This window comes from Kribbella caucasensis (assembly GCF_004361855.1).
In the GTDB taxonomy this organism is placed as follows: domain Bacteria; phylum Actinomycetota; class Actinomycetes; order Propionibacteriales; family Kribbellaceae; genus Kribbella; species Kribbella caucasensis.
The window spans coordinates 272,851-284,798 of sequence record NZ_SNWQ01000002.1; the positions used below are offsets into that span (position 1 = coordinate 272,851).

Sequence of the window (11,948 nt, forward strand, 5' to 3'; positions counted from 1 at the left end):
ACCTTGGCCTATGACGCAAGGTTCTTCGGACGCAACAGTTGTTCAGCGGACGGCTCCGTAGATGTTCTGGTCGAGGCCGCCGGCGCTCGGGCAGGTGTCGGGGCCGAAGGTGCCGTCGGGGTTGGCGACCCGGCATTGGAGGACGTCGAAGCCGTCCGTGCCGTCGACCGGGTAGCGCGGATCGTTGCCCGGGACAACGTCTCGGTGATCCGTCCAGGCCATGAACACCGTCGAGCCCGATGCCGCGATGTAGTTGTAGTCACCGAAGAACGGCACGTCCCGGTCACCGAACTGCTCGTACTGCGGCATCGTGCGAACCGTGGACACCTCGCTGACCGTCCAACTCGCGCCACCGTTCAATGACGTCGCGTAGAACGCCCCAAGTCCGGGAGCGGCAGCCACCGCGCCCGGCGGATTCGCCGCCACAGCGATGTTTCCGACCGGCACGCTGCGGAAGTCACGCCCGCCTGGACCCGCCGCCGCGTCGTTCCGGCTGTCCTGCCAGACGGCGTGCAACTGGCCCGCCTCGGCCACGATGTCGGGGAAGTACTGGTGTCCGCGCTCCTGCGAGTCGATCCGCGTCGGTGTGGACCACGTCGCACCACCTGTCGTCGTGTTCAGGGCGTAGACCGACGACTGGCTACCGATGCCCTCGGCAATGGTGCCGTACGTCGTACCGGTGGAGGTCTCCGTGCCGGGCACGCTCCCGTCGTACGCCAGGAAGACCTGGTCCGGATTACCGGCCGCGGTCGGGTCAGCCGTGATCCGGACCTGCGAGTTCGCCCGGTGGAACACGTAACCGGACTGGCAGGCAAGTGGTCCGTCACCGCAGTCGCGCGCGAACGCCCGCGGCTCGGGGCTCGCGCAAGTCCCCAGCGTCCCGTCGCCCACCAGACATGCGTCGTACTTCGCCTGGCCGTACGCGGCCGGTGAGACCGTCTGGTCGCCCGGGTCCCAGCCGACAAAGCCTGTCGCCACGCTCGGCTTGGTGAACGACTTGCCGCCGTTGGTCGACTTCACCCAAACAGCCGCGTTGCCCTGCATCTGCCCCTGATCAGGGTTGAACTCGAACTGACGCCACGCGACGTAGACGTCACCGTCCCTGGTGACCGCGATATCGCAGAACTGGCTGCCGTGGACCGAGTCCGAGACCTTCTGGCTGCGGAAACTGCGGCCGCCGTCACTCGAGCGGGCCAGGAACACCCCGTTGTTCGGACCACTCGCGGTGAAGCGAGCCCAGCACACGTAGACGTTTCCCGCATGCGCGCTGTCGGCGCCGCGATCCACCTCGAGCTGGATCTTGTCGTGGAACAGGCCGAGGAAGATCGGGCTCGGCGTCCCACGCTCGACCAGCGTGGTGAACTGGTACGCCGGACTGGCGCCGGCCGGCCATCCGTACCGGGCGACCCAGATCGAGCCGAGCGCCGGTCTGGCCCGGTTGAAGGCGATCCCCGCGTAGTACAGGTTCCCGTCGTTGTCCCACGCCTGCACCGGGTCCCCGGCGTTGTTGACACCGATCCGCTGCAGCGGCGACGCAGTACCGCCTGGTGACGCGTCCCCGGGGTAGCCCGGCAGCAGGCTGTTGGTCCACGACGTACCGCCGTCGGCCGAGTAGTAGAAGCCCGCCCAGTTGCCGCCGATGTTCGGGACCGTGCAGTAGTCGTTGGCCCCCGAGGTCATCAGCGCCGGATTGTGCGCGGCCACGGTCGCCGTCGGCTCGTTCTGCTGCCGGTTGTTCGTCGAGCAGGCGGCCAGCACCGGGTCGGTGCCACCGTCGTAGCGCACATAAGTGCGGTCACTGACCGCCACGTCCCCCGGCGCCGCGTCGGCCGGTACGGACAGCAGCGGTATCACCAGGCCGGCACCGAGAACGCCGGCCACCACGAAACGCTTCACGACTCCACCCCTACTTCCGCTCCACCCCCGAGGAACTCTTCTCACAGAACGCCCGGCCGCTTCGGCTGTCAACAACTCGTGCCGGGTTCTCGTTGTCACGGTATTGACATGCGCATTTAACGTCTCTAAGTTCTTGCGCATACGTAAGAGCAGGGCCCGGAACGAGTTTGATTGCGTGCTCATACGTATGAACATGCAACCGCCCTCAGTACCGGGAGACCTGACATGCGTACTGGAAAGACCCGTGCCCTCGTGGCCGCAGCGGTGGCCGCCGCGATGATCCTGGCGGGCTGTTCGGGCCCCGCGGCCACCCAGCAGACCGGCGCGAAGGCCGGTACCGCCGACACGATCGTGCACGCCAAGACCGATGGTGGGACCACCTTCGTCCGCAACTACAACGTGCTCGGACCGGCCACCGACAAGGCGCCGAACATGGAGCTGGTCTACGAACCGCTGCTCCGGATCGACTACGGCGACGGGGCGGTGGTGAAGCCGTGGCTGGCGGAGAGCTGGACGTTCTCCGAGGCCGGCAAGCTGCTGACGATCGAGCTGCGAAGTGACGTGACGTTCTCGGACGGGCAGAAGTTCACCGCCGACGATGCCGTCTACTCACTTGGCCGGCCGTTGGCCAAGCCTGATTTCAGCATCGCCGGGATCACCTACAAGTCGGTGACGAAGGTGGACGACCGGCAGGTCGCGATCCGGTTCGCCGAACCGGCGTACGCGACGCTGACGCAGTTCGCGAACATCCTGCTGCCGATGGTGCCGAAGCACATCTGGGCGTCGCAGAACCTCAACACCTGGACCAACCCCGAACCGGTCGGCACCGGGCCGTTCACGGTGGCCGAGTTCAAGCCGCAGCAGATCACCCTCAAGGCGCGGGACGGCTACTGGGGCGGCAAGCTGCCGATGACCACATACAAGATCATCCCGACCAGCCCGGACGCGTTGAAGGCCCAGCTGCTCAAGGGCGAGGTCGACTGGGCGTCGAACTCGTGGGCGAACGGCGAGAAGGAGTACGTCGCCAAGGACCCGGAGAAGCACCTCTACCAGCTGTACTCCAACGGCGGCGCGATGTCGGTCCTGTTCAACACCGCGAAGGCCCCGTTCGACGACGTCCACGTACGCCGGGCGCTGGCGCTGACCATCGACCGGACGGCCGTCGTCACCACGTTGCAGCGGCCGGGGACCGAGGCCGGGCCGACCGGCTTGTCGGATCAGTTGTTCGCCGACTGGCTCGACCCGGCGTACAAGGGCAAGGTCCAGACGGTCGACACGGCGGCGGCCAAGGCAGAGCTGGCCGCGGGCGGTTACACGATCGAGCAGGGCGCGTTGGTTAAGGGCGGCCAGCGGTACCAGCCGACCATTTTGTTCAACTCCGACTGGAGTTGGGGCAACTACGCCGACATCCTGATCAACACTTGGAAGCAGACCCTCGGCCTCGAGGTGAAGGGCGCCGGGCAGCCGTCCGCGGGGTACTACGACAAGCAGGGGCTCGGTCAGTTCGATCTGGTCGCCGCGTCGACCGGTGGAGCCGGGGTGTACGGCGTGTACAGCTTCCTGGACAGCTCGTTCCGGGTGCCGATCGGCAAGGCGGCGACGCTGAACCAGGGCCGCTGGAACGACCCGCAGACCGACACGATCATCGCCGCGATGCAGCGCACGGACGACGTGGCGGAGCTGAAGTCGCTCGGCAAGCAGTTGCAGAAGATCGTGGTGGACAAGGTGCCGTTCAGCCCGATCTACAACAACTACTACTTCGTCGAGATCAACGCGACCCGGTGGACCGGCTGGCCGACACCGCAGAACTTCGACCACATCCCGTTCGTCGGGATGGGCCCGGACACCATCCTCACCCTGCTCAAGCTGCAACGCCGCGGCAGCTGACCAGCGACTGCGGGGTGCGCCCCTCCGGCCCGGCGCGCCCCGCAGTTCCCCTTCTGAGAAACCTCTGAATCCCTGCTAGGAAAGGAGACGGCCGATGAAACGGCGCTGGGCGTTCCTGCTCCGCCGGCTCGGGTTCTACCTGGCCGCGGCGGCCGCGGCGATCGGCCTGAACTTCCTGCTCCCGCGGCTGATGCCCGGCGACCCGTCGTCGGCCATCGTCGAGGAACTCGAGCGGGTCAGCGGTCAGCAGGTGCCGGCCGAGACGCTGATGTCGATCCGGGCGATCTTCGGCAACCCGTCGGACAACCTCGCGCAGCAGTTCGTCGACTACCTGCAGCAGCTCAGCCACTTCGACCTGGGCGTCTCGGTGGTCAACTTCCCGGTGCCGGTGGCCGATCTGGTCTGGCAGGCGTTGCCGTGGACGCTCCTGCTGGTTGGTACGACGACCGTGGTCGCCTTCGCGATCGGGACTCTGCTCGGTGTCATCGCGGGCTGGAAGGCGGGCAGCCGGTTCGACGCCGTACTGACGCCGCTGACCACGTTCCTCTCCTCGGTGCCGTACTTCTGGGTGGCGCTGCTGGCCCTGTGGGTGTTCGGTTTCATCCTCGGCTGGACGCCGTTGTCGGGCGGTTACGACGCCGATCTGGCTCAGGGGTTCAGCTTTGCCTACGCGGTCAGCGTGCTGCATCACGGCGTGTTGCCGGCGGCAACCATCGTGTTCTCGGCCTTCGGCGGCTGGCTGCTCGGGATGCGGAACATGACGGTCACCACGGTCCGCGAGGACTACGTGCTGCTCGCCCAGGCGAAGGGGTTGTCGACGGCCCGGGTGATGTTCCGGTACGCCGCCCGGAATGCGATGCTGCCGAGCTTCACCGGATTCGCGATGGCGCTCGGCGGTGTGGTCGGTGGGGCGCTGCTGACCGAGATCGTGTTCAGCTACCCGGGGATCGGCTACCTGCTCTACGAGGCGTTGCAGAAGCGGGACTACCCGATGATGCAGGGCGTGTTCCTGCTGATCACGCTGGCGGTCCTGCTGGCGAACCTGGTCGCCGACCTGGCGTACGTCGTACTGGATCCGCGAATCCGGGAACGGGGGTGAGGCGGACATGCGTGCAAGCCTGCTGACCAGCTGGAAGGTCCGGTTCGGATTGGCCGTGCTGGGCCTCTTCGTCCTGCTGGCGATCTTCGGGCCAATGCTCGGGAGCGATCCGCGAGCCAACGACATCTCGGCGATCGCCGAGCCCCCGAGCAGGGATCACCTGCTAGGCACCACCCAGTTCGGTCAGGACGTGCTGGCGCAGACCATCGCGGGTGCGCGCGGTTCGATGCTGGTCGGGATCCTCGCGGCCGCCATCGGCACGGTGATCGCGATCGCGGTCGGCGTACCGGCCGGGTACTTCGGTGGCGCGGTGGACAACGGCCTGAACTTCCTCACCAACCTGTTCCTGGTGATGCCGGTGCTGCCGCTGATCCTGATCGTGGCCGGCTACGTCCAGGGCACCGGGCTGTGGGTGATCGCCCTGATCATCGGCCTGTTCGGCTGGTCGGGCGGCGCCCGGACGCTGCGGGCGCAGGCGATGAGCCTGAGCAACCGCGACTTCGTGCTGGCGATGCGGATGCTCGGCGAACCCCATCGCCGGCTGATCTTCGCCGAGGTGCTGCCACATCTGTCCGGCTGGATCTCGGCGATGTTCCTGCACGGCATGATCGGCGGCGTGATGGCCGAGGCCGGGCTGGCGTTCCTCGGCATCTCCGACTCCGGCTCGATCAGCTGGGGCACGATGATCCAGTCCGCCCAGCAACAGAGCGCCGTACTGCGGGGTCTGTGGTGGTGGTTCGTGCCACCGGGGCTGTGTATCGCGTTGATCGGTACCGCCGCGACGCTGGTCAACTTCGGCGTCGATGAACTGTCCAACCCCAAACTGCGCCTGGCCCGCCGGTCGGTGGTCACCCGCGCCCGGCTCGTCCCCCGGAGAGGTGAAGTCTGATGATCACCGAGCCAGCTCCCGGCCTGGTGACCGCTGCGACCGGACCGAATTCGACGGTTCTGTCGGTGCGCGGGCTCACGGTCGACTACCTGACGGATGGTGCGCCGGTCCGCGCTTGCGACGACGTGTCCTTCACGCTGCGCCGGGGCGAAATCCTCGGCGTGGCGGGGGAGTCGGGGTCCGGAAAGTCCACGCTGATCACTGCCTTGACGCGGTTGCAGCGCCCACCCGCGGTGACCACTGAGGGCAGCATCGAGTTCCACTCGCGGGACGGCTCCGTCGACCTGGTGTCGCTCAGTGCCAGCGAGTTGCGAGCGCTCCGCTGGACGTCGCTGGCGATCGTGCTGCAGAGCGCGATGGACGCGTTGAACCCGGTGATGCGGATCGGCGCGCAGTTCGTCGACGTACTGCGGTCGCATGACAAGGGACTCGGCCGCAAGGACGCCTGGGCCCGGGCGTCGGAGCTGCTCGGCATGGTGGGGATCTCCGCGGACCGGGTCCGCAGCTATCCGCATGAGCTCTCCGGCGGCATGCGCCAGCGTGCGAGCATCGCCCTCGCGTTGGCCTGCGGTCCCGAGCTGGTCGTGATGGACGAGCCGACCACCGCTGTCGATGTGGTGATGCAACGGCAGATCCTGGCCCAGGTGCTGCGGCTTCGGCGCGAGCTCGGATTCTCGGTCGTGTTCGTCACGCACGACCTGTCCCTGTTACTCGAACTGGCCGACCGGATCGCGATCATGTACGCGGGCCGCATCGTCGAGATCGATACCGCCCACTCCCTATACGCCAACCCCCGCCACCCGTATACCCGCGGGCTGCGCGACTCCTTCCCACCGCTTCGCTCTCCGCTGCGTCGGCTATCCGGGATCCCCGGCAGTCCGCCCGACCTTCGCAATCCGCCCGCCGGGTGCGCGTTTCACCCACGATGCCCCGACCGGTTCGAGGGCTGCGACCAGGAACGTCCGCTGCTGGTGGATGGCGTCGCCTGCAGGCTGCATCAGTCGGGAGAAAATCGAGCATGAGCCAACCCGTTCTCGAGGCCCGTGAGGTCTCGAAGCACTTCCCAGTCCGCATCGGCGCAGGCCGAACGGCCGTAGTACGGGCGGTCGAGGACGCGACGCTCGCGTTGCAGCCCGGCCGGATCGTCGCGCTCGTCGGGGAGAGCGGTAGCGGCAAGACGACGCTGGCGCGGTTGCTGGCCCGGTTCTACCCGCCGACCTCGGGCGAGATCCGCCTGCGTGGGAAGGCGGTTCGGGGCAAGGAGCGCGACTACCACCGGGATGTCCAGCTGATCTTCCAGGATCCGTTTGGCTCGCTCAACCCGTTGCATCGCGTCCGGTACAACCTTGAACGTGCACTGCGCCTGCATCATGGGGTCCGGGCTCGCGCAGAGTTGAACCGGCGGGTGTTGGAGCTGCTCGACCGGGTCAGCCTGTCGCCGGCCGATCAGTTCGTGGACAAGTTCCCGCACGAGCTGTCGGGTGGGCAACGGCAGCGGGTGGTGATCGCCCGGGCGCTGGCGGTCGAGCCGAAGGTGCTGCTCGGCGACGAGCCGATCTCGATGCTGGACGTGTCGATCCGGCTGGAGATGCTCAACCTGCTCGACCGGCTCCGGACCGAGGACGGTCTGGCGCTGCTGTACATCACCCACGACATCGCGAGTGCGCGCTATCTGTGCGACGACATCGTGGTGATGTACGCCGGCCGGATGGTCGAGGGCGGTCCGAAGGACGACGTGATCGCCTCGCCGCTGCACCCGTACACGAAGTTGCTGATCGACTCCTCGCCCGATCCCGACCGGATCGGCGGCGATCGGGATGCGTTGTTCGACAGCACCGCGGAAGACCTGGGGGAGCCGCCGAGCCTGATCGATCCACCGTCCGGATGCCGGTTCCATCCACGCTGCCCCTTCGCGATGGACGTCTGCAAAACGGCCGTACCACCGCGAACGGAGCTGCCGAACGGCCAGTGGACCCACTGCTGGCTTCAACAGGAGGAGACCCGATGAACGGGGTCCCGAGGAAATCCGCGCCGAAGCAATCCGACGTCGCCCGCCTCGCGGGGGTGTCGCAGTCGGCCGTGTCACGGGTGATCAGTGGTGACGTCGATGCCGGCCGGATCCCGCCGGAGACGCGGCAGCGCGTCCTCGACGCGGTGAAGGAGCTCGGCTACGTCCCGAACGCGGCCGCGCGGAACCTGCGGAACAAGCGCAACCGGCTGCTCGGCGTGCACACCTTCGAGGCCGTCTTCCCGCACGCGCGGGACGACTTCTACTTCGAGTTCCTGCTCGGGATCGAGGAACGCGCTGAGGAGATCGGGTACGACCTGGTGCTGTTCACCTCGACCGGTGCCAGCGACGGCCGGCGCCGGATTTACCGGGACGGCACCAACCGGCTCAACCTCGCCGACGGCAGCGTGCTGCTGGGCGTCGCGACCGATCGGGAGGAGCTGGCCAGGCTGTGGCACGACGGCTACCTGTTCGTGCACATCGGTCGGCGGGAGGTCGCGGGCGCGGAGATCCCGTGCATCGTGCCGGACTACGAGAGCGCCGCGGCGCGGATCGTCGAGTCGCTGGCCGCCCGCGGTCATCGGCGGCTGGCATATCTGCGGGAGGGCATCGAGCAGGAGTCGTACGACGACCGGCGTACCGGCTATCGGCGCGCCGTCGAGCGGCTTGGTTTGGTCGACCGGTCGCCGGGGTTCGGCGGTGAGCCCTGGTTGAGCGAGGCGTGGCTGGACGAACTGGCCGGTGGGCCGGAGACGGCAGTGGTTGCCGAGAGCATCCGATTGGCCGAGGGGCTTCGCGCTGGGCTGGCTGCGCGTGGTCTGAGCATTCCGGCCGACATGTCGGTCGCTGTGCTGGAGGGGTCGGGGGATGAACCCGGGCATCGCTGGGACTGTCTGGTGATCCCGCGCAAGGAGATCGGCCGGATCGCGATCGATGCGCTGGTCGCACGGGTGGAGAACCCGGACCGACCGCCGGTCAGCGAGTTGGTCGAGTGCGATCTCGTGGCCGGCGAAACCATCGCCGGGCCGCGTGAAACCCGTTGAAACTAAGGAGCCCGATGGAACTCGCGACGGACGTGCTGGTGGTCGGCGGCGGACTGGGTGGGGTCGCCGCCGCGCTGACCGCGGCCCGGTTGGGCTGGCGGGTCGTCCTCACCGAGCCGACCGACTGGCTCGGCGGCCAGCTGACCAGCCAGGCGGTGCCGCCCGACGAGCACCCGTGGATCGAGGAGTACGCCGCACCGGGGTACGCCGAGCTGCGCCGCCGGATCCGGGACTATTACCGGCGGAACTACCCGTTGCGTCCGGAGGTGGCGGCCGATCCGCTGCTCGACCCGGGCCGGGGGATCGTCAGCCGGTTCTGCCACGAACCACGTGTCGCTGCCGCCGTGATCGAGGAGATGCTGGCGCCGTGGCGGGCCAGCGGCCGGATCACGGTTCGGTTCGAGCACGAGCCGATCGCGGCGTACGCGGGTGGTGATGAGATCGAGGCGGTAACGCTGCTCGACCGGCGGACCGGGGGTGAGCTGACCGTCAGCGCGACGTACGTGGTGGATGCGACGGAGCTCGGTGATCTGCTGGAGCTTGCCGGAGTCGAACATGTTGTCGGCGCTGAAGGTCAGGACACCACGGGCGAGCTGCATGCGCCGCCGGTAGCCGATCCGTTGGATCAGCAGGCGATCTCTTGGTGCTTCGCGCTCGACTACCGGCCGGGGGAGGATCACACGATCGACCGGCCGTCGACGTACGGGACTTGGCTGGAGCGGGCGGCACCGTTTTGGCCTGGGTCGCAGCTGTCGTTTGCCGACGTCGTGCCGATCACGCTGCAGCAGCGGGAGTGGAGGTTGTTCGAGCCCAACCCGGCTGAGCGTGCTCCCTTTGCTTTGTGGGACTTCCGGCGGATCATTGCTCGCAGCAACTTCGCCGATGGTGCCGTCGAATCCGATGTGACTGTGGTGAACTGGCCGCAGATCGACTACTGGGAGACGCCGCTTCTCGGCTCCAGCGACCCGGACGCCGCGCTCGCCGCGTCGCGCGAGCTCTCGCTGTCCTTCCTGCACTGGCTGCAGACCGACGCCCCGCGTCCGGATGGCGGGACCGGATATCCCGGGCTGCGACTCCGCCCGGATGTCACCGGTACGCCGGACGGGCTGGCCAAGTCGCCGTACATCCGCGAGTCCCGGCGGATCGCGGCGGAGTTCACGGTGCTCGAGCAGCACGTCGGGGTCGAGGCGCGGCCGGATGGCGCCGGCAGCGAGGTGTTCGCGGACAGCGTCGGCCTCGGGCGGTACCGGATCGACCTGCATCCGAGCACGGCCGGCCGGACGTATGTCGACATCGAGGCCTATCCATTCCAGATCCCGCTCGGCGCGCTGATCCCGGTGCGGGTGGACAACCTGCTGCCGGCCAACAAGAACATCGGCTCCACGCACATCACCAACGGGTGCTACCGGTTGCACCCGGTCGAGTGGAGCATCGGCGAGGCGGTCGGCGCGCTGGTCAGCTTCTGCCTGGCCAACGGGCTGTCGCCGCGCAAGGTCCGCAACGATCCCGCCCACCTGGCCGACTACCAGCGGTTGCTGGCTGACGGCCTCGGCGTCCGGCTGGCCTGGCCGGACCACATCCGCACGCATCGCGACTGAAGGGAGGCTGTCACCCGGGGCCGGAAACTCCAGGTGGTCAACGCACGAAGGAGAAACCCTGTGTTCAGGAAGTCCTTGCTCGCCCTCACCTCCGCCCTCCTCCTCACCTCGGCGCTCCTGGTGGACGCCTCGGCCGTTGTCCCCGGTCCGGAACCGGCTGCCCCTACCGCTGCCGCTGCCGCGCTGCCGGCCCTCCACACCGAGGGGAACCGGATCAAGAACAGCGCCGGCACGAACATCACGTTGCGCGGCCTGTCCGTGATCGCGCCCGAGCAGAACGACGTCTGCACCGACTGCAACTCCAAACCGATCAACGAGCTGATCGACATGACCGTGTCGAACGGCTGGAACTCGAAGGTCCTGCGGCTGCTGGTCACCGAGGTGCTCGGCAAGGACCTGGCCGCCTACGACGCGCAGTACATCAAGCCCTATGTCGACCACGCGGTCGCGAAGGGGCTGTACGTGATCATCGACCTGCACCTGGTCCGGAACTACGGTGACACCACGGGCGCAGTACCGCAGTCGCAAGTGAAGGCGTTCTGGGACTACATCGCGCCGCGGTACGCGAGCAACCCGAACGTCCTGTTCGAGGTGTTCAACGAGCCGATCAACCCGGACAGCTGGGCCACCTGGAAGGCCTACATCCAGCCGGTCGTGACGTCGATCCGGTCGGTCGCCGACAACGTGATCCTGATGGGCAGCCCGGCCTGGAGCACCCGGCTCAACGGCGCGCTGACGGATCCGATCGCCGGTGGCAACATCGCCTACGTCTACCACCTCTACCCGAACCAGGGGCCGGCCACCGCGGCGAACCTGGATGCGAAGTTCGGCAACGCGTCGGCCTCGATCCCGGTCGTGATGACCGAGTTCGGCTGGGACCCGGCGGCGGCCGCCGGCTCGGTGACGGCCGGTACTACGTCCGGGTGGGGGCTGCCGTTCCGCCAGTACATCGACGCGCGGCCGCAGATCGGCTGGATGGGGTGGATCTTCGACAACTTCTGGGCGCCGGTGATGTTCGACAAGAACTGGAACCTGCTCAGCGGTGAGTATCAGGGCGCCTTCGTTCGCGACTGGCTGGCCGGTGCCGCTGCCACGTCACCATGCTCGAACCACCTGGCTCGGGGTGCGACGGTGACTGCTTCCTCGACGTACGACGCTTCGTCGGGTGCCGCGAAGGCTGTGGACGGGTCGTGTGTCGACAGCGGCCGGTGGATGTCCGCGGTCGGTGACACCGCGCCGACGTTGACGGTGAATCTGGGGACGTACAAGGATGTCAACCAGATCGACGTCTACAGCGGGTTCGGGTTCCCGAACGTTGCCACCGGCACCGTGCTGTCGGACTTCCGCATCGAGGCGCACACCTCGGCCGGATGGGTCCAGGTCGGGAGCTTCGTCAACAACACGAAGTCGCTGGTAACGGCTACCGGTCCGGCCGCCACGGTCGACCAGCTCCGCCTGGTGATCACCGATCCGTCCGATCACGCGACCGACATCGCCCGCGTGTACGAGGTCGCCGCCCACTGATGTT

9 protein-coding genes are annotated in these 11,948 nt (G+C 67.7%); 8 read left to right on the plus strand and 1 reads right to left on the minus strand.

Annotated elements, in window-relative coordinates:
* Positions 1–42 precede the first annotated feature (42 nt).
* The gene (locus EV643_RS05480; protein ID WP_133798851.1) at positions 43–1,896 is read right to left on the minus strand and encodes a sialidase family protein; all 1,854 of its coding nucleotides are present in this window, start codon (positions 1,894–1,896) and stop codon (positions 43–45) included.
* Positions 1,897–2,121: 225 nt separating this feature from the next.
* On the opposite strand from EV643_RS05480, the gene EV643_RS05485 reads away from it, so the two are divergent.
* The 8 genes from EV643_RS05485 (at position 2,122) to EV643_RS05520 (ending at position 11,944) form a co-directional block, all read left to right on the plus strand.
* The gene (locus EV643_RS05485; protein ID WP_202869403.1) at positions 2,122–3,783 is read left to right on the plus strand and encodes an ABC transporter substrate-binding protein; all 1,662 of its coding nucleotides are present in this window, start codon (positions 2,122–2,124) and stop codon (positions 3,781–3,783) included.
* Positions 3,784–3,877: 94 nt separating this feature from the next.
* On the plus strand, positions 3,878–4,882 hold the full coding sequence (locus EV643_RS05490; RefSeq protein WP_133798852.1) for an ABC transporter permease: 1,005 nt from the start codon (positions 3,878–3,880) through the stop codon (positions 4,880–4,882).
* Between the two features lie 7 nt (positions 4,883–4,889).
* Positions 4,890–5,771 (plus strand): ABC transporter permease, encoded by an 882-nt coding sequence (locus tag EV643_RS05495; protein ID WP_133798853.1) that lies wholly within the window; start codon positions 4,890–4,892, stop codon positions 5,769–5,771.
* The gene (locus tag EV643_RS05500; protein ID WP_133798854.1) at positions 5,771–6,793 is read left to right on the plus strand and encodes an ABC transporter ATP-binding protein; all 1,023 of its coding nucleotides are present in this window, start codon (positions 5,771–5,773) and stop codon (positions 6,791–6,793) included. Before EV643_RS05495 ends, EV643_RS05500 begins: the two co-directional genes overlap by 1 nt.
* The gene (locus EV643_RS05505; protein ID WP_133798855.1) at positions 6,790–7,779 is read left to right on the plus strand and encodes an ABC transporter ATP-binding protein; all 990 of its coding nucleotides are present in this window, start codon (positions 6,790–6,792) and stop codon (positions 7,777–7,779) included. The genes EV643_RS05500 and EV643_RS05505 overlap by 4 nt, the downstream gene beginning before the upstream one ends.
* Positions 7,776–8,822 (plus strand): LacI family DNA-binding transcriptional regulator, encoded by a 1,047-nt coding sequence (locus tag EV643_RS05510; RefSeq protein ID WP_133798856.1) that lies wholly within the window; start codon positions 7,776–7,778, stop codon positions 8,820–8,822. Before EV643_RS05505 ends, EV643_RS05510 begins: the two co-directional genes overlap by 4 nt.
* A gap of 14 nt (positions 8,823–8,836) precedes the next feature.
* Entirely contained in the window at positions 8,837–10,420 is a 1,584-nt protein-coding gene (locus EV643_RS05515; RefSeq protein WP_133798857.1) for an FAD-dependent oxidoreductase, read from the plus strand.
* Positions 10,421–10,480: 60 nt separating this feature from the next.
* Entirely contained in the window at positions 10,481–11,944 is a 1,464-nt protein-coding gene (locus EV643_RS05520; RefSeq protein ID WP_133798858.1) for a cellulase family glycosylhydrolase, read from the plus strand.
* Positions 11,945–11,948: the final 4 nt, after the last annotated feature.

Bases quoted from the DNA above. Each gene is read 5' to 3' on its own strand.
- EV643_RS05515 (WP_133798857.1), top strand. From the start codon at position 8,837: ATGGAACTCGCGACGGACGTGCTGGTGGTCGGCGGCGGACTGGGTGGG.
- EV643_RS05495 (WP_133798853.1), top strand. From the start codon at position 4,890: ATGCGTGCAAGCCTGCTGACCAGCTGGAAGGTCCGGTTCGGATTGGCC.
- EV643_RS05510 (WP_133798856.1), top strand. From the start codon at position 7,776: ATGAACGGGGTCCCGAGGAAATCCGCGCCGAAGCAATCCGACGTCGCC.
- EV643_RS05505 (WP_133798855.1), top strand. From the start codon at position 6,790: ATGAGCCAACCCGTTCTCGAGGCCCGTGAGGTCTCGAAGCACTTCCCA.
- EV643_RS05500 (WP_133798854.1), top strand. From the start codon at position 5,771: ATGATCACCGAGCCAGCTCCCGGCCTGGTGACCGCTGCGACCGGACCG.
- EV643_RS05485 (WP_202869403.1), top strand. From the start codon at position 2,122: ATGCGTACTGGAAAGACCCGTGCCCTCGTGGCCGCAGCGGTGGCCGCC.
- EV643_RS05490 (WP_133798852.1), top strand. From the start codon at position 3,878: ATGAAACGGCGCTGGGCGTTCCTGCTCCGCCGGCTCGGGTTCTACCTG.